Annotated in this window: 17 protein-coding genes; 3 read left to right on the top strand and 14 right to left on the bottom strand. The window is 52.0% G+C overall.

Features of this window, described 5'->3' with window-relative positions; translation table 11 throughout:
* Positions 1 to 4 precede the first annotated feature (4 nt).
* From GGC63_RS23665 to GGC63_RS23625, 9 genes are all read right to left on the bottom strand, one after another.
* The gene (locus GGC63_RS23665; protein ID WP_079910912.1) at positions 5 to 283 is read right to left on the bottom strand and encodes a EutN/CcmL family microcompartment protein; all 279 of its coding nucleotides are present in this window, start codon (positions 281 to 283) and stop codon (positions 5 to 7) included.
* 11 nt (positions 284 to 294) lie between these two features.
* Positions 295 to 1,173, bottom strand: coding sequence for a hypothetical protein (locus tag GGC63_RS23660; RefSeq protein ID WP_192704427.1), 879 nt, complete (start codon positions 1,171 to 1,173; stop codon positions 295 to 297).
* A gap of 6 nt (positions 1,174 to 1,179) precedes the next feature.
* The gene (gene pduL / locus GGC63_RS23655; protein WP_192704426.1) at positions 1,180 to 1,965 is read right to left on the bottom strand and encodes a phosphate propanoyltransferase; all 786 of its coding nucleotides are present in this window, start codon (positions 1,963 to 1,965) and stop codon (positions 1,180 to 1,182) included.
* Positions 1,966 to 1,970: 5 nt separating this feature from the next.
* Complete coding sequence (gene eutM / locus GGC63_RS23650; RefSeq protein ID WP_079910915.1) at positions 1,971 to 2,258, bottom strand: ethanolamine utilization microcompartment protein EutM; 288 nt, start codon at positions 2,256 to 2,258, stop codon at positions 1,971 to 1,973.
* An 82-nt stretch (positions 2,259 to 2,340) separates the two neighbouring features.
* Complete coding sequence (locus GGC63_RS23645; RefSeq protein WP_192704425.1) at positions 2,341 to 3,837, bottom strand: acetaldehyde dehydrogenase (acetylating); 1,497 nt, start codon at positions 3,835 to 3,837, stop codon at positions 2,341 to 2,343.
* A 17-nt stretch (positions 3,838 to 3,854) separates the two neighbouring features.
* Positions 3,855 to 4,337, bottom strand: a complete 483-nt coding sequence (locus tag GGC63_RS35210) for a BMC domain-containing protein (protein WP_318781119.1) — start codon at positions 4,335 to 4,337, stop codon at positions 3,855 to 3,857.
* 17 nt (positions 4,338 to 4,354) lie between these two features.
* The gene (gene eutL, locus GGC63_RS23635; protein WP_192704424.1) at positions 4,355 to 5,011 is read right to left on the bottom strand and encodes an ethanolamine utilization microcompartment protein EutL; all 657 of its coding nucleotides are present in this window, start codon (positions 5,009 to 5,011) and stop codon (positions 4,355 to 4,357) included.
* Between the two features lie 518 nt (positions 5,012 to 5,529).
* Positions 5,530 to 6,744, bottom strand: a complete 1,215-nt coding sequence (locus GGC63_RS23630) for an MFS transporter (RefSeq protein ID WP_079910918.1) — start codon at positions 6,742 to 6,744, stop codon at positions 5,530 to 5,532.
* A 213-nt stretch (positions 6,745 to 6,957) separates the two neighbouring features.
* Positions 6,958 to 7,551 carry a TetR/AcrR family transcriptional regulator gene (locus GGC63_RS23625; RefSeq protein WP_079910919.1) on the bottom strand — a complete coding sequence of 198 codons (594 nt, stop codon included), beginning with the start codon at positions 7,549 to 7,551 and terminating at the stop codon, positions 6,958 to 6,960.
* A 145-nt stretch (positions 7,552 to 7,696) separates the two neighbouring features.
* Here GGC63_RS23625 and GGC63_RS23620 point away from each other — a divergent pair, with 145 nt between their 5' ends.
* Positions 7,697 to 8,854 carry a nitric oxide synthase oxygenase gene (locus tag GGC63_RS23620; RefSeq protein WP_192704423.1) on the top strand — a complete coding sequence of 386 codons (1,158 nt, stop codon included), beginning with the start codon at positions 7,697 to 7,699 and terminating at the stop codon, positions 8,852 to 8,854.
* Between the two features lie 157 nt (positions 8,855 to 9,011).
* Here the strand turns inward: GGC63_RS23620 and GGC63_RS23615 are convergent, their stop codons facing one another.
* The 3 genes from GGC63_RS23615 to GGC63_RS23605 all read right to left on the bottom strand — a co-directional run bounded on the left by GGC63_RS23615 (position 9,012) and on the right by GGC63_RS23605 (position 12,000).
* Positions 9,012 to 10,100 (bottom strand): Gfo/Idh/MocA family protein, encoded by a 1,089-nt coding sequence (locus GGC63_RS23615; RefSeq protein ID WP_192704422.1) that lies wholly within the window; start codon positions 10,098 to 10,100, stop codon positions 9,012 to 9,014.
* Between the two features lie 175 nt (positions 10,101 to 10,275).
* Positions 10,276 to 11,430: a non-hydrolyzing UDP-N-acetylglucosamine 2-epimerase gene (gene wecB, locus GGC63_RS23610; protein WP_192704421.1), complete on the bottom strand. Its 1,155-nt coding sequence runs from the start codon at positions 11,428 to 11,430 to the stop codon at positions 10,276 to 10,278.
* Between the two features lie 111 nt (positions 11,431 to 11,541).
* Positions 11,542 to 12,000 (bottom strand): ASCH domain-containing protein, encoded by a 459-nt coding sequence (locus GGC63_RS23605; protein ID WP_079910924.1) that lies wholly within the window; start codon positions 11,998 to 12,000, stop codon positions 11,542 to 11,544.
* 217 nt (positions 12,001 to 12,217) lie between these two features.
* Between GGC63_RS23605 and GGC63_RS23600 the strand changes: the two genes are divergently transcribed.
* Positions 12,218 to 14,410, top strand: coding sequence for a hypothetical protein (locus GGC63_RS23600; protein WP_192704420.1), 2,193 nt, complete (start codon positions 12,218 to 12,220; stop codon positions 14,408 to 14,410).
* A gap of 74 nt (positions 14,411 to 14,484) precedes the next feature.
* Here GGC63_RS23600 and GGC63_RS23595 read toward each other — a convergent pair whose 3' ends face one another.
* Positions 14,485 to 16,284, bottom strand: a complete 1,800-nt coding sequence (locus GGC63_RS23595) for an alpha-L-fucosidase (protein ID WP_192704419.1) — start codon at positions 16,282 to 16,284, stop codon at positions 14,485 to 14,487.
* A gap of 139 nt (positions 16,285 to 16,423) precedes the next feature.
* On the opposite strand from GGC63_RS23595, the gene GGC63_RS23590 reads away from it, so the two are divergent.
* A complete protein-coding gene (locus GGC63_RS23590) occupies positions 16,424 to 17,293 on the top strand; it encodes a helix-turn-helix transcriptional regulator (RefSeq protein ID WP_192704418.1) in 870 nt (289 codons plus the stop codon).
* 3 nt (positions 17,294 to 17,296) lie between these two features.
* Here the strand turns inward: GGC63_RS23590 and GGC63_RS23585 are convergent, their stop codons facing one another.
* A complete protein-coding gene (locus tag GGC63_RS23585) occupies positions 17,297 to 18,250 on the bottom strand; it encodes a D-2-hydroxyacid dehydrogenase (protein WP_192704417.1) in 954 nt (317 codons plus the stop codon).
* Positions 18,251 to 18,283 lie beyond the last annotated feature (33 nt).

Raw genomic sequence — 18,283 nt, 5'->3', positions numbered from 1 at the left:
CTCCTTACTCGGCGTCTTCCGTCACCTCGAAGCTGTCCACAATCCCCACAATCATGGCGTCTATCGGCACCATTTTGCCGCTGAACAACACTCTGGCAGGACTGCCTCTAGACACAATGACCTTCTCTCCGACGCCGGCTCCAATCCGGTCAGCGGCAATAACCGTCTGTCCGGACTCCATTTCCTTAAAGTCGATCGGCTGAACGACCATCAGCTTCAAGTTGTCCATTCCTTCTTCCTTCTGCGTAGCCCATACGCTGCCGATCACCCTGCCAAGAAACACCCGGCTCCCCCCTATCCTTGATCCGCATACTGCAGCGACACCCCTGCTGCCTTCAACACATCGCCCGCCAGCGGGGATATCAGGGTTCTCCTGCTGATCACAATCCGGGACGCCGAGCCATCCCTAGCAAGCTGCTGAACCCAATCCGCAGTTATCAATCGCCCTTCAAAAACGACGGAACCGTCAGATGCGGCTTCATTGCCGGCTCCCTCTCGACCGTCCACTTTTTTGGCCGAAACGGCCGGATGATGTGAATCAGTAGCAGACACCACCATGCCCTTGTCCACGGACAGCTTCGTGCATCGGCTTACGACCTGCTCGGCAAGCTGCTTTTGCGGGGCAAACTCCGCCCCCAGCACCTGGAGCTCGGACTTATATTTCTCGAACAATGCCTGATAGGGCTTAGGCAGCGTTAAGGTTTGTAGGGTGCGCCGGTCCGCCCTCTTAATGCCGGGTGCATCATCCCCGATGAGGACGAATTTGTTCAGTAGGAGAGCGGATAAGATCAGCTCGGATTTCACCGTACCTTTCAGCCCCGCTGCGGCTCTTCCTGCATTATCAAGATCGATTTCCGGGATGACGATGCCGTCATATTCCAGCGGTACCTCCAAGGGGGCGGGAGCGAATTCGTCCGCAGCAATAATTTTGCCGGCTCCCCCACACTCAATTTTATGCAGGCCAAGCCAGGATGAAGTCTCCCCGTCCAAAAATAAAATATCATGGCAGATCCCATGCCGGGCCAGCATAATAAAATGATCCGTAAACGCCTCGTGCGCCGTGCTGTCGCAAAAGACGTACAGCACCTTTCTCCGCTCAACGGCCTCCTCCCGCATCGATTGCAAAATGTCCCGGATGATCGACTCGACCGTTTGCTTCAGCTCCGCCCGCATTTTAAGTCACCTCCTTATGGCGTGCGTTATTTCCCCGTTGCGGCCTACGTATCTGACGTACTGTCCGGTTTTCAGCTCCGCAGCATTTGCTTCATCCGTATCCAGATGCAGCTCCAGCGAGAACCGTTCGTGGATTCGAACGATCACGTCGGTAAACAGAAGCGGACGTTCCCCTGCCGTTTCAACCATCAGCCGGTCTCCCTGCACCACCTGAAACCGGTTAGCGTCTTCCTTCGACATATGGACATGGTTTTTGGCTACAATCAATCCTTCCGGCAGCATCACCATCTGCTTCGGACCGATCAAAGCGATCCCCGGAGTGTTCTCCAGGTGTCCCGACAGACGAACTGGCGGTTGAATACCGAGCAAATAACCGTCTGACCGCGAGATTTCCACCTGCGATGCACCGCGTGAAGGTCCTAGTACGCGAACCTGCGGAATCACCCCTTTAGGTCCGGCCAGGGTTACGGTTTCCCGTGCGGCAAATTGGCCTGACTGAGACAGCTCTCTTACAGGGTTTAACCGATACCCGCTGCCGAATAGCAGCTCGACATGCTCCTCTGACAAATGGACGTGACGATTGGATACCCCGACGGGGATACGGAGGTCCGCTTTCAGATCATCAGACGTGCTGAAGCTTTGTGCGGATGAGACCCTTTCCAGCGGGATCCCCCTACTTTTCAAAAAATCCGCCGCAGCGGGAGTCAGCTTATCCTCCGGATTCACACGGAACGGATTCGGGATTCCTTTAGCGAGCAGGGCGCGCAGACGGGATTCCGTTATGAGCGCCATAGGCCTTATCCTTCAAGCTTCGGCAGAATAAATTCAATATCGGAATGCGGGCGCGGGATGACATGCACCGAGACGAGCTCTCCGACCTTCTCCGCAGCAGCAGCCCCCGCATCCGTCGCCGCCTTCACTGCTCCTACGTCCCCGCGTACCATGACGGTTACAAGTCCCCCGCCGACATGCACCTTGCCGATCAGCTTCACATTCGCTGCCTTCACCATAGCGTCAGCCGCTTCAATCGAGCCTACCAATCCTTTGGTTTCCACCATTCCGAGTGCCGCCAATTCTCCTGCCATTGGGAATGTCCTCCTTTAATTTTTGGGATGATTGTATAAGAGAGTTTCAAAATCATTGTTAGAACGCGCAAATGATCCTGATTCAATGAAGCTGCATTTCGGCCAGCACGCTCTTGACCAGCTGCATGACCTCCTCGCGCGTGATCCCCGGCTTGCCCCGGGCTTGAATTGCCTCCACCGCATGCTCTATCGGATCGGGCGCGTCTATCTCCGATGGAACGGAGGGCTCCATCTCACGCAGGCCGAATGCGAGCCGCTTGATATTCAGCAAATGCTGCGGACCGATGTTGTCCGAAGTAATGTTATTCCCGAACGAACCGCAGCCAAGCGTCAAGGATGGCAGAATTCCCGTCGTAGCCCCGATGCCTCCGAAGGTCGTTCCGGTATTGACGACAATGCGGGACGCTGGCTTTTCAAGCCCGAACGCTTCAATGACCGCTTCCTCCTCGCAATGAATGCCGAGCGTATGGCCAAGCCCTCCCAGCTCCAGCAGCTCGATACATCTTCGGCAGCCTTCGCGCCAATCGTTCACTGTGTACATCGCCAGCAGAGGGCTTAGCTTCTCCATCGAAAAGGGATGCTCATGCCCTACAGCCGTTTCCTCAGCGATGAGCACTCGAGCGTCCGACGGAACGGAAATTCCCACCATACCGGCAATGATCTGCGGTGATCTGCCAACAATTTTGGGATTCAAGCCTTTGCCGACCATCAGAACCGACTCGATGTTCTGCTTCTCCTGTTCATTCAGAAAATAAGCCCCCTGGCGCTTTAACTCCTGAATCAAGGAAGGCTTAACCGCCAGATCCACTACCAGCGCCTGCTCCGACGCGCAAATGGTGCCGTAGTCAAAGGTTTTGCTCTGCAGGATTTGCCTTACCGCTTTCGGTATATCGGCACTCGAGTGAATGTATACGGGAACATTGCCCGGACCGACTCCGTAGGCCGGCTTGCCTGAGCTGTAAGCTGCCTTGACCATGCCCGGACCGCCCGTGGCGAGAATGACATCAGTCAGCTTATGCCTCATCAGCTCTGTGCTTGCTTCCAGCGTCGGTTGGGTGAGACAGCGTATAATCCCGTCCGGAGCGCCTGCTTCCAGAGCGGCCTGCTGCATAAGCTTTGCCGCTTCCAGCGAGCAGCGAAGCGCAGACGGGTGGGGACTGATGACAATCGCGTTGCGCGATTTGACGGAAATCATACATTTGAAAAGCACGGTCGAGGTCGGATTCGTCGAGGGAATGATCGCAGCTACTACACCGACCGGCTGGGCAATCTCCCAGACTCTATGCTGCTCGTCTTTTCGAATGATCCCAACCGTCCGCATATCCTTGATGGCTCCATAAACATCGGCAGCTACAAACCGGTTCTTCGCTGCCTTATCAGCCCGGTTGCCGAAGCCCGTCTCTTCGACAGCCAGAGCTCCAAGCCGTTCCGCCTCCCGATCGGCCGCCTTAGCCATTGCGGCTACAATAGCATCAATTTGCGTTTGAGACATGGACTCGAGCAGCCGTTGGGCAGCTTTTGCCTCGTGGAGCAAGGTCCGTACCTCCTGAATCGACTGCAAATCCGGGTCAAGCTTCATCCCGCGTTCTCCTCCCATCATTCTTTAGGCTCTGAGAGCAGACGGATTAAATCGGCTTTATTGGCCGAGCTGATCTCCCTGCCTGCCAGCGGAAAGCCCGGTGTATGGCGGGCCAACTCCCGAAGCTCCTGAACGGAAAGCTTGCTTAACTCCTTTTCCTTCAGCGACAAGGGCTCGATCCCGCTTCCTTCCGTCTTCCTGTCCGAAAGAAGCTTCTCCAGCATGAGGGAAACCGATCCGTCCGGTCTCGGAATGACATGAGCGGATAGAAGCTGCCCTACTCTTCTCGCTTCCGCTTCACCTGCCTCTACGGCAGCCTTCACCGAGGCCACATCCCCCCATAGGTATACCGTAACAATCCCGGCATCCGCCTTCTCATAGGCCGCAACCTGAACGTCCGCGGTTTTGGCTGCCGCATCCGCTGCCGCTATTAATGCAGGAACACCTAAGGTCTCGATCATGCCCAAGGCGAATCGATTAGGCTTCGACTGAGTGCTCACGCTTGATCACCTGCTCCTCAACCAAATTTGACCGGCAGGCCGGCAACCTGCTGCACCGCATCTGCAAAGGCGTCGGCCGCCGCCTTGCATGCCGATTGCGAGCCTGTCAGCAAGCCGCCGGCAAAGTTCGTTTCGGTAGGAGGTCCGTAAAATTGGCATATCGTTACGTCCGCCGCCTTCAGCGCCGCATCCAGGCCATATACAGCCTCCAACGGAGGCGCAATCAAATAAGCGAGCGGCTCCCCTTCGTTAATACCCGCTACCTTGGATAAATAAGAGCCGGTTCTGGATACAACGTGGGCGTAGTATGCATGCGTTCCCTCCTCATTGAGGGAATAGAAGCAGGCTGCGCCCTCCATAAGAGCAATGGCCGCATCCAGACCGCTCTTCACTTCCGCCGGCGTCTCCCCGCCAAGCATGCCGATAAATTCACCGGAGAGAGGACCAGACGCATGACCTGACCCCGCATAAAACGAGCGGGCATAGACGACCTCAACAGCCGCCTTCTTCGTCGCCTCGTCGACGGCCGTATATCCTACGTCATCAATGGTTGACGTAAACAGCCCGATGCTGCGGATGTGCGGCTTTAACTCCAGCTTGGAGGCCAGCCCCTTATCGACGTTGGCGATCAATCTGACAGCAAGCGGGACGGCACGGATCGGTTGTTGTCTCACTCCCTCACCTCTTCGTTATCATTTGACGGCTGCCAGCCGCCGAAAAAACAAAAAGATGCCCGGGCTCGCAGGAGACCGGCTGCCGCCGCATCTCCTGGAACCCAAGGCATCGTTGCCTGAGCAGCTATTCTTTTTTGCTATTGTCTTGATTGTAATCCGGATCCATTCATATTGCAAGCGTTATCATTGTCGTTAAATCAAGTTTTTTGGGGTTCATCGATTCACAGCTGCCACATTATAGCGTATGCGGTCACGCCATCCGGTATGCCGCCTGCTTGGGAGTCCGCGCCTGCGGCAGCTGTCAATTGATATCTTATCGCCCGGCACGGATTGCTGTTTTCTTTGATAGGAAAAAGAACGCTTTAGAAACCTGTTCGATACAGCGAATATAAGTCCACAAAAAAAGTACCTGGCCTCAGGACCAAGTACTTTTTTTTAAGATCTTAGCTTTATCTACCCAATTTATACACTCTTTTTTTCCCCGGTTGCAGAGGTCTTTCAAGCCCCGCAAGCGTCCATTACTGCGTATCTGTCTTCAACCGGCTTCCCACCGCTCTTGATCTGCCTTTCATTACAGACAAGCCGAAGCTGAGGAACAGGATGACCGCACCGAAAATATAAGGGAAATCCAGATGCAGATCGAATAAGATACCCGCCAGTGCCGGTCCGAAAATATTCCCGAGACTCATATAAGCATTATTCATTCCGGCCACGAAGCCCTGCTCCTCTCCAGCCATCTTGGACAATAACGTGTTAATAGCAGGTCTCATGATGGAAGTAAAGGTGAAGAAAAACAAGGTAACAAGCAATATATACCAGAAATTCCCGGACAGCAGCATAAGGATCAGCGAAGCCGCCGACAACAGGAACGTGCTGTTGATTAATGTGCGCTCTCCGAATCTTCGGATTAGCTTGTCGATCAGAACGGCCTGAATAATGGCCCCGATCAACGCTCCGACCGTAATGAGAACGGATATGTCACGTGCGGTAAAGCTGTATTTCTTGTCTACGAATAGCGGAAAAATCGCTTCAAAATTCGATAACCCGAAGGTCAAAGTAAAAATAAGCAGCAAATAAATGAAATAAGGCGCTTTGAAAGACTTGGCAAATTGCGTCATCATGCTGACCTTTTCCACGACCTTTTGCCGGTTGGCCAGCCGAACTTCCTTGGTTAACGATTCAGGAAGCAGCAGCAGGGAAGACAGCATGGCGAGAGCCCCTACTCCGGCGGATACGTAGAAAGGAGTGCGCAGGCCGAGCTCGGCCAGGAAGCCGCCGATTCCGGGACCTATAACAAATCCAAGTGACATGGCCGCACCCAGCATGCCTAGCCCCTTGCCCCTCTTCTCTTCCGTGGTTACGTCGGCTATGTAAGCCATAATGGAAGGAATCATGGAAGCTGCGCTGATGCCCCCCAGCAATCGGGATAAGTAAAGCATCCAGATGTCGGACGCCGCGGCGAACAAAAAGTTAGACAAAGTAAATAGAGCAAGACCGGAAACGATCATGATTTTACGGCCGTACTTATCCGACCACTCTCCGGCGATCGGCGAGCATAGAAACTGGGTCAGACCGAATGCGGCAACAAGATAACCTGCTGTTTTCCCGCCAGCCCCGAACTCCTTCAAATATTCAGGAAGCACGGGAATAATGAGACCAATCCCCAGCATGGCAATAAACATATTGGCCATCAGCAGGACGAGAGGGGATGTTCGGTTTTGAGCTGTATTCATCTCTTTGGTTCTCTCCCTTATGATAAAATTCTATCCGTTTCTCTATAGTTATGAGGGGTGCTTTAACACCTTACCTTATAAATTGACTTATAGTCAAGTTGTGAATTTATGAAGAGAAAACTTTCCTGCTTTCTTTGCATATGTGCGGTTTCAACATAAAAAAACCGGCCCCGCATGACCATTAAAATCCGGGCCGGCCTTATGAATGATATGTTATCGAGAAATAAAATATTGCAGGATGCTGCGGGCATCCGATCGGATATAGAGCTCCTGCCTCTGGCATAAGCTCGAAGCCCGGATGCACGACATCAAAAACAAAGCATGCTCCTTCGGATTCCCTGCTAAAATCTCTCCGTTCCTCTGGCCTTCAGCGAATATTCCGGCTATCGTATCCAGATTCTCGGCTATACGTTTGCGAAAAGACTCTTTGATTTCATCCGCGATGCTGTCGGAGGCCAGCAATTGATCCACGAACAACTGATGGAACAACGCCTCCTCCCACTTATCCCTGACCATGTGCTCGACCAGAAAAGTCAGCTTCTCCACCGGAGAAGCCGTCATTTGAACGACCTCCTCCAGTTGTTCTCTCATCCTGTCTAAGTTTTTATTAATTAAGGAAGCATAGATTTCTTCCTTGGATCGGAAATAGTTATATACCAAGCCATGGCTGATTCCTACCTTCGCCGCAATGTCGGATATTTTGGTAGCGTCCAGGCCTTTCTTGGCAAACAGCTCTACAGCTACGCTTAATATTTGTTCGCTTCGTTCTTTACGGGCTTCCTGATCCCGTACCACATTACGCGGCAATCTTGATTCACTCCTTAAAAAGTGACAGTTTGACAACATCATATATCCGGTCCACAATCTTGTCAAACCTGAGTATGCTGCCGCCGTATCCTATACAGTATAGTAAAGAGGTGCAAAAATGAACGTACGAAAGTAGGATCAGCGTATGAACCATAAGCAGCTAGAAGAGGCGGTCTCCTTCATTCGTCTGGGCTATACCGAGGCCGGAAAGCACCCTGAGGAAGCGGAGCGGCGGATACAAGAAATAACGGAGAGCATCAGCCAAACCGGAACTTATTCCCATACGATAGATGAATTGCGCTTCGGCGCCAAATGGGCCTGGCGGAACAACAGCCGGTGTATCGGCAGGCTGTTCTGGTCGTCCCTGGAGGTTTTTGACAAAAGGGAGCTGGCAACAGAGGATGCCATTGCGGAGGCGCTATGGCAGCACATAGAATATGCTACGAATGGCGGCCGCATTCGGCCGGCCATTACCTTGTTCGCGCCTGAAACCGAAGAACGGACGATCCGAATCTGGAATCATCAATTGATTCGTTACGCAGGCTATGAAACGGATCGCGGTATCATCGGAGATCCCGCCTCCGTCGCTTTTACGAAGCAGTGCCAGCAGCTCGGATGGCAGGGGGAACGGACCCCGTTCGACGTATTGCCGCTCGTTATACAAATCAACGGACGGGAGCCGAGATGGTATCCCATTCCTCCCGAGCTCATATTGGAGGTTCCGATAGTCCATCCGACTATCGATTGTTTTGCCGAGCTGGGCCTCAAGTGGTACGCCGTCCCCTGCATATCGGACATGCGGTTGGATATGGGAGGGCTTAGCTATACTGCAGCACCGTTTAATGGCTGGTATATGGGAACAGAGATCGGAGCGCGCAACCTGTCCGATACGTCCCGCTACAACCAGCTTCCCCTGATAGCAGATCTGATGGGGCTGGACCGATCCTCGAACTCCACCATGTGGAAGGACCGCGCCCTAGTGGAGCTGAATGCGGCGGTGCTGCATTCTTACAAGAGCAAGGGCGTCAGCATCGTGGACCATCATACTGCCGCCGAGCAGTTTATGAGATTTGAGAAGCAGGAGCATGAAGCCGGACGCAAGGTGAACGGCAAATGGTCGTGGCTCATTCCCCCGATGTCACCGACGGCAACGCCGATTTGGGACCATTATTTCACGGAATTCGATGTCAAACCAAGCTATTCTTATCAGCGGGCACCCTACGCTTCAGCCGATACGAAACCAGATCCGGCCCCTGCCGCTGAGAGATCTCATGAAGCAGTGAAGGGCTGTCCTTTTCATTGAAGCTTGAAACACAGCCTATCGCCGCTTGCTTGATGGCTTATTGTCCAACCTAATAATATACAGAGCCCCTTCCCTATGCACACTTTCGCATTGGAAGGGGCTCTTTGAGCCTAATTTTGCGCGACAGCCGAGGCTATCTTTTATGTCATGCTGCCGTTTATGCTTTCTCTGCCCATGGCTGCTTGACGGAGGTCACGGTCTCGCCGCTGGCAGCCGCCTGCTGGATAAGAAGGTGGAAATAATGATCCTGGGACGCCTCAGCCACGCTGTAGAAGGACTTCCCGGTACGAACATACTCATCCATCTTCAACAAGCAGGTAGCTACGGCAATCTCATCATCCGTCAGTCTTGCGGGAGCCAGCGGGTTCCGGTATACCCATTGATCGCCGGCCAGTATTCCCTTATGGTAATATCCTTCCAGATTCCCGTTCTCCCCGGCATCCTTGCGAATCAGAGGCGTCTCAATAGGTGTCAGGTAATCGAGCAAATACGTCATGGTCTCGTTGACGATTTCTCCTCTTTCCCCTCGTATTAGCACCCTAGGCGACCGGATCCAGGAGAAATATTGGTCACCCGTAAAGTCGAACATGCCCAGCTGACCGCCGGCGAATTGCAAAGATGCGAAGGTCTGCTTCGACACCGTCAGCTGCTCGGAAGCAGGCGCTCCCGCACGGGATGGCCCGGCAATAAGCGGCGACTCGAAGGTAAACGCCTGAATGACAGCCGGTTCATAACCGACGCCTAGCCATCTGCGCATCAAGGCAATGCCATGGTAGCCGTGGGCTACCGATACCTGCACCTGCGATACTCGGCCGATACGGCCGGAATCGATACATGCCTGCCGTGCGGCGTGCAGCGGCTGGAACGGATATTGCTCCGCCACTTGGACTCGCGCGTCCAATCTATGGAGAGTGGAATTCAGATCAATAAGGGCTTCGAGGTCCGGCGCCGGAGGCGTTTCAGACAATGCGGGAATACCGAGCTCGGCAAGCTGCTTGAGAATATCAGGACATGACGCCCATGACACGGACACGACGACGAACGATGGCGTCTCCGATCGCAGCAGCTCCTCTAGAGTTGCATGTCCTTTTACACCATAGCTTTTCTCAAGATCACGACGTTTCTCTTCATCCCGTACGACCGCTCCAACGACCTCGAAGCGTTCCGGACTGGCCTTGGCAATATGTAAATAAAAATGAGTGCGCCATCCTCCGCCGATAATGGCGAATTTAATGGTATGGTTCATGCTTACCTCCCATGATACGATAGTTCCTTGCTTTCCTTTCCATAATAACATACAGGCTGTCCTGGCTTACAATCCGATGTTGAGGAAAGCATCGCATGGTTGGCGGATCATTCTCTTCCTTCAATGATACGGAAAGGTCTGTGCCATTAGCTGGTTGCTGCGGCAGGTAGAACATTTACCTCTGAAACGGTTCCGGAGGCTCGGGCAACCATCCGAAATGGTACGCCAAATATTGAACAATACGGCGTGAGGCATGGCCGTCGCCGAAAGGATTGGGTGCATGAGCCATCTGATAGTATTTGTGCCTGTCATTCAAAAGATCAGCCGCAATCCTATAAATCGCCTCCTCCTCGGTACCGGCAAGAAACACGGCATTCGCTTCAACCGCCTCCGGCCGTTCCGTCGTATCGCGCATCAGGATCAGCGGCTTGTGAAAAACCGGCGTTTCTTCCTGTAATCCGCCCGAATCACTCAGAATCAGGTAGGAGCGGGACAGCAGATTGATCATATCCGGATAGTCTATGGGCTCCAGCAGATGAATTCTCTCATGGTCGGACAGGATGGAGGAGGCCAGCTCTCGAACAGCAGGACTGAGGTGTACGGGATAGATGACGATCGCATCAGGATGCTCGTCTGCAACTCGGCGAACGGCTCTGAACATTTGCTTCATAGGCTCCCCGGTATTTTCCCGCCGATGAGCCGTCATGGTTATGATTCTTCCGGGATGCTGAATCAATTGATTGAGCCTATCGTTGTGAAACCGGTAATCCGGCTTGTTGGTTGAGATCGCCGCGTCTACCGCAGTCTGTCCCGTTACAAAGATGGAATCCGGAGCATACCCTTCCCTTATCAAGTTGCTTTGCCCTACGGATGTCGGTGCGAATAATACGTCCGTCACTACGTCAACCATTCGCCTGTTGATCTCTTCAGGCCAGGGGGACCATTTATGATGCGAACGCAACCCGGCCTCCACATGCGCTACCGGAATCTGATGGAAGAATGCGGCCAAGCCTCCACACAGGGCCGTCTGAGTATCTCCATGGACCAGAATCATATCGGGCTTATCTTCCGCAATGACACTGTCGAGCCCGGATATGGCCGCCGATGTAAAATAGGCCAATGACTGATTGTCCCTCATTAAGCCCAAATCAACGTCCGGTACGATTCCAAAATGCGACAGCGGCTGCTGCAGCTGTTCGCGATGCTGCCCCGTCACGACAACCTTCGTTTCAAACCATTCCGGGTAGTGCTTCAGCTCTTGTACGACAGGACACATTTTGGTCGCTTCCGGACGTGTGCCGAAAATAAGCATGATTTTTTTAGTGTTCATGGTAAGACCCCTTTATCTGGTATAGTTTGTTGGTATTCAGTACCATGAACAGCATCGCTCAATTTTCCATTTATTACAATTACGCGCGGCTGATATCCGTCTGATGGATTCCTAAAAACCGGTCTTCCTACGGACATCAATCAACTTAAACCGCTCGCACACTAACAAAATATCGTCTGTAAACTCTCTCCCCAGCCTGAGAAGCTCGTTCTTAAAAAAAGTTTCATGCTCCTCTCTCCAGTATCTATAGGTTCGATCGCCTTCTCCCTCCGCAATAGCAAAATCCTCTGGAACTTCGTTCATTGGAAGGAGTCTAACTTCTACGGTTTGGATGATAGCTACCGGCTCGTCTTTACTGTTCAAAATAATGTTATAATCACCGACAGAAGGTATCTGCTGATTCTCTAATTCGTAGAACAAATAAGCAGAACAAGTGGCTGTTTTCACGCCTTCAATGACTAGTTGAGCCAATTGGTCCGGATTAGCGCCAAACTGCCATGCATCTGCTTTCGCAGGTATATCCTTCCCCTTCCTGAACTCGTCCCAATAGATTTGTGCTGCAGAATTCATCTTGATAACCCCCTTCTAATGTCTTTCCATAAGACTCACTAATCCGCAATATATTCATATTTTCTCACAATAAACCGGGAGTAAGAAGAAACCTCCTTATTTTATAATGAATATCACTTATATCATTCTAAAGCATACAGGAGGCGATAACCAAACGAAGACTTGATAGCGCTTTCTTTAAATGGTTCTACCCACACTGTAACCCGGAGGGATTTTCATGATAAAAAAAGGTTGGATCATCGGTTTTACGGCCGTCATCTTGCTCGCATCAGCAGTCTGTACACCAGTCTGGGGCGCTGCCGATTTCACCTATACGAAGGCTGCACTGACTGCTATGTTTCCCGATCAGGCTTCTGTTATGGATGCGCTGACCAAGGAGAAGGAAGCGATTCTGAGCGGAGAACAAGCCCCTGGCGGGGTACCGAACGGAAACTTTGAAACCGGAAGCGACAATACGGAGATTGGAAATGCGGATTGGGGGGCTGTCGCGCTGCTCACCTATTGGTATCACCATAGCGGGCAAACGGATGCCAGGGTTGCTCCGGCAGCCAACAGGGGTTTGAGCTTTGCTATTGCCAACAGGGACTGGACGACAGATCCTGCAGATACAAGTGCGTTGCGCCAGCTAGGCAAGGGTGAGCATTGGGCGGCTTATTCCCTTACGAACGGGAATCCTGCAGGCGGCTCGGCCTCCTTCCCTACTACCGCTTGGGCATTGGTCTTTAAAGCGATGATCCTGCAAGCGGACGGAATCACCGGGGACCATCTGTTCACCCAGGCCCAGAAGGATATCTTGAAAGAGCAGGCTTACTCCCATTGGCGCTGGCTGTCTCGAGTTGTAAAATACAACCCGCAAGGAACGCCCAATCAGGTGATGGGAATGATATACGGAGGGTACTTGCTCGGTTCCTTGTACAACGATACGAATCTTATGAACGAAGCCATAGCTTATTATAACACCGGCTTCCCCGGGTCTAATCTTGACAATGCCCAAGCATCCAAATGCGCTAACCCCGCTTATGTTCCTGGACACGGATATAGGGAATGTGAGATCGGAACGCTCCAGGGCTACAAAGTCTTCTTCGAACAGGGCGGATTCGAAACGCACTACAGCGGTTTTCAATTAAGCTTCATGGCAGCTCTGCTCAGCTTAATGGGTTCATCCCCGGATGCGAACGTGCAGGCGGATGCCCTGTCACAAGCCCAATACATGAACTATCGATTATCGGCAAGCGGCACGATGCACGGGGGGACCCGCCACAATGAAATATCCGGAAGCATTACGGATGCCGCTGTTGTCTTGGGCTACAACTACTACAGCGCTGCTCTGGGAGCGGATATGGGGCGGGTCAGACTGAACAGCGGCGCCATCTCTACGGCAGGCTCCAACTCTCAAATTTACGGACATCGCGCCATGGGGACTATCATGCTGCATCAATATTTTTCCCCGTGGTCTACGGCACAACTGATCGTAAATAATAACGTAGGGCTGCGCAGAGGCAATGTATCCATTTATTTTGACAGGAACCTGAACCAGCCTCAAGAAATTTCCGTGAACGGAACGTCTTTTACCGAGAATATTATCTATAACAGTAAGAAGGCGGAAGGCTTTTATTACAAAGACTCGAACGGTGTATGGAATGCCGCGGGCGCTACTCCCAACAATTATTACAACAGCACGGACAACTATACACTGCGCACCGTGACAGGAACAGACACCAATACCAACGCCAGTATCAAAACGCGCTACCTGACGGACGGGACTTCTCTCTATCACATTACGATGATCAAGTTCAATTCCCCGGTCACTCTGAAATCATCCAACGTCATGATCGGGCTGCCTAACTTCTCCAATACCCAGCGTATTGTGAACATTTATGACGGCAATAACATATCCAGCGTGCTCGATTTAAGCTCGGCTGCGGCTTCCACTTTGACCAGCAGCGTTCTTAAAATCGGGAATGCAAGCAATTACCGGGATAATGCCTTTATCCAGGGATGGCCGCAGTTGAAAGCGGATAATAATGTCGGCAGCGGCGTGGAATGGATGTCCAGCACTAATTATAATCAAACGCTGGAGAAGCTGATCGGCTCCAACATTTGGTGGGACGTGAAGTCCGGCAAGAGCAACATCCAGTCCACCGATGATATTCGCGTCAATGTGATCGACTCATCCAGCGGGGTGAGCTTTGATGCCGGAGATGTGATCTGTGCGGTCGCCAAATTCACGCCGCAAACAGCATCGTCAGGAACCCTTTACGAAGCGTTTGCTGTGACGCCCGTTTATACGGATGCAAGCAAGAATACCGTTTCCAAAGTCGTCATCGACGATGCAGGCATGAGCTTGAGCGTCACTTATAATACGGCGATTTTCCTGGATAAAGCCTCCGGCCAGCAGATTACCTATTAAATCGTCAAACAAAAAACCGGAAGTGCGCAATCTCAGCGACTTTCCGGTTTTTTTGCATTATACTTGAAAACACCCTATATCGTTTCACCAACAGGCTTCAGCTGAACTTCCTTCAAATTCATCAGAGCTTCCCCTGATATGGAATCCGCGCTGACGGTTAGTCTGTACTCACCCGGTTGATCCAAACGGATCACTCCTAACGTCTCGTCTATAAAGGAGTAGCCATTGCCTTGGGGAGTCACCTGACCGGACAGCTTCTGTCCTGCCGTTTCCACGACAAAAGTGCCGCCCGCCGTGCCTTCCTCAGCGCCATAGACCACCTTGACTTCATAGGCACCTGCCTCTGCCGCCCGATAGGTCCATGTAATACGGTCTGCTGCGTTCGTCCAGTTCGTTACTACGTCACGGCCCGCTTTCCCGGTATCGTACCTGAGCTCACTGCCTTCAATATCCCCGTCAAAGGCTCCGAACACATTCAGATGATCCTTGTGATGAAGCCGTTTAACCGGATTCGCATCGACGGTTCCCTCGATCTCGAGCACAACGACAGTTGCATTGGCGTCAAGCGGCGCACCTGGAACGGATATTGCAATATCCTCTTCGTTCAGACGACGGTGTGCAAGCGGTGCTTTGCGTTCATCCGCCAGCAAATACGCTTTGACGATGAGATTGTGCAGCCCCGGCACGATCAGCTCGCCGCTGGCAGGCCAATCGAACACATGCAGATACAGGGTTTGCCCTTTGGCTGTGCAGCGCCCCCATTGCGGCTTCCCGATCGGACTGCCGGTCGTGCCATACACGCTTTCCCCGTTGACTTTCATCCATTGACCGATATCCCGCAGAATCTCTTTCGATTTGTCATCGAACTCCCCTTCCGGAGTCGGGCCGACATTGAGCAAATAGTTGCCGTTCAGACTGAACACATCGATCATATTATGCAAAATGCCCTTGACCGATTTCCAGTTATGGTCCGTCTTTTTGTAGCCCCAGGAGTTGTTCATGGTGTGTATCGATTCCCAATCCTTGCGGTTGATTCGAATGTGCAGCTGATTGTCCCCGGAATTGCCGTAATCGCCGAAGCCGTCTCTTCTCACCCTGCGGTTGACCAGGCAATTCGGCTGCAGGCTGCGTACAAAATCAACAAAACGCTGCCCCTGCTCATCCGTTATTTTATGTCCGCAGTCGAACCAGATAATCGCTACGTCACCGTATTGGGTCAGCAGCTCCTTCAGCTGCGGGAACGCTTTTTCATTCAAGTACCGCTCATAACGCGTTCGTTTATCCTCGTCGTCGATCCAGGATTCCAGCGGGTCCCACGCGCCGATATTGTTAGGATAGTCGTGGGTGTTGCCCTGTGAATCCGGGTGATGCCAATCCATCGAATGGGAATAATAGAAGCACAGCTTCACATCATGCTTGCGGCATGCCTCCGCCAAGTCCTTCATCGGATCGCGCCCGTACGGAGAACGCTTCACAATGTTGAAATCAGATACAGCAGAATCGTATAGCGCAAAGCCGTCATGATGCTTGGCGGTAATGACCAAATACTTCATACCGGCTGCTTTGGCCGCTTTCACCCAAGCTTCGGCGTCAAAGCTCACCGGATTAAATTCCTCCGCCAAAGCTTCGTATTCCTTAACCGGAATTTGCCCTCTCAGCATAATATGCTCGCCGTAGGCGCCCGGCACTTCCTTACCCTTCCATACTCCGCCCAATAGGGAATACAAGCCCCAGTGAATAAACATGCCGAACCGTGCTTCTCTCCACCAGGCAAGTCTCCGGTCCTGTACCTCTTCCGTATATTCCGTGGATGCTGTTCCTTGCTCGACAGCTTCCGCCTCCGCATTGTCCATATACATATCTTTTTTAATCATAGGAACCTCCACTATTTTCTGACTGCTCCTCTATTGTACGCCTGGTATGCTATAATCCATATGGATGCGGCTAACTCATATTTGTACCAAACTAACTTTTATCGAATTGGAATGACTCTCCTCAAGGTGGTTAAAACCTATGGTCACTCAAAATGAAACGGCAATCAGTCACTTTTTGTCTGAAGTTAAGGTAGAGCTTATGATTTCACTGCTGAGCAAGTGCAAGCCTAACTGGGTACAGGGGCCTTTTATGCCGACGTATAGCAAGATCTATTACATTCTGGACGGCGAAGGTAAAATGATGGTAGGCGGTCAGGAGCTGTTCCCCAAGCCGGGGCAGCTTGTCTTCGCACCAGCCGGTCTTTCCCAATATTTCTCTGTCACCGATACGAGCCATACATACAAAATGTTCTGGTGTCATTTTACGTCCAATATCAGCTTAATGAACTTGTTCACTTTGTTTCATCTTCCGTTCTGCATTACATCGACAGATCATGATGCCGTTATATCGGCTTTTGAAAAATTAGTGTTCGAGTACAAAAACGGCTCGGGGCCGGCTAAATCAATTCGACTCCAATCCGCGCTTTTGGCAGTCATCTCCTGCTATATTGAACAAGCTGTGCAAGCCGCACCCCAAGCTCCCGCAACATTAGCCAGCAACAAGCTGAGCACGGCGCTTCAATATATCGACGCCAATCTGACCAAGGAGCTGACCATTACCGAGCTGTCCGATCTGGTGCACCATCATCCGAATTATTTCATCCGCTTTTTCAAAAATCATCTGGGTATGACGCCGATGGCCTATATCTATGAAAGAAGATTGGAGAAAGCGAAGCAGCTTCTGATGACCTCCGACATGTCTATTGGGGAAATTGCGATGGCTACGGGGTTTCATGACATCTTTCATTTTTCCAAAGCGTTCAAAAAAAGAATAGGCGTAGCCCCAACCGAATTCCGCAGCTGGCCTCGTTCTTCCAACAGCCGGGACCCTGATGAGGCTCGCGAGTAACCGTTAATACTGCAGGTCATAATCGACCCGATTGATAGCCGGTTCGTTCCCTTGAATGTATTGCTGCAAATTGTGCATGAAGATTTCAAAAGCCCGTTCGTTATATTGATCGGTCGATCCCGAATTGTGCGGTGTCATAATCACATTATCCAGGCTCCAGAGCGGACTTGACTCCGGCAGCGGCTCCTGCTCGAACACGTCCAGACCTGCCCCGGCGATAGTCCCGTTCTGCAATGCTTCCACCAAGGCTTCCGTATCCGTCGTACCGCCCCTCCCGATATTAATGAACATCGCCGTTCGCTTCATCTGCTCGAACTCGGCTCTGCCGAAGCGATGCTTGGTTTCGTCCGTTAGCGGGAGGGTTACGACCACGTAATCACTTTCGCGAAGAACCGTCTCCAAGCCGCTATTATCGTACATCTGATCTACGTACACACTGGATCCGCCCGATCTGCGGACGCCAAGCACCTTCATCCCGAATGCCTTGGCTATTCGTGCGGTCTCTTCTCCAATGGCTCCAACGCCAATAACTCCTATCGTTTTCCCATGAATTTCTCCGAGTGTTCCTGTACCCTTCCATTGCCGCTCCAGCTGATTTCGTATGGAAAGATGCAGCTTTCTCGTAAAGCCGAGCATCATCCCGAATATGGTTTCCGAGATCGGGAACGCATGAACACCGCTGGCATTCGTAAGGATAATGCCTCTTGACGCCAATTCCTGTAAAGGAAGCTTGTCTACTCCCGCTCCCCAATTCTGTACCCAACGCAGCTTGGCATCGGGCTGCAAGCATTCCGATTCGCAGGAAGCTCTCCAATCGATGACGATTTCCGCTTCCTTCAGATGCGGCAGCCATATCTCCTTCTCCTTGCCGTGGATCAGCTCCCACCCCGGCGCCGCTTGACGAATACGCTGTTCCTGCTCTGCAGTTAAGGAATGAACACAGACCATTTTGGACATACTATCAGCTCCTTTCCTATATTATACCACTGG

Source organism: Paenibacillus sp. OAS669 (assembly GCF_014873645.1).
GTDB classification, from domain to species: domain Bacteria; phylum Bacillota; class Bacilli; order Paenibacillales; family NBRC-103111; genus Paenibacillus_S; species Paenibacillus_S vulneris.
Note: the sequence above shows the minus strand (reverse complement) of the source record. Positions and strands in the feature narration are given on the sequence as shown.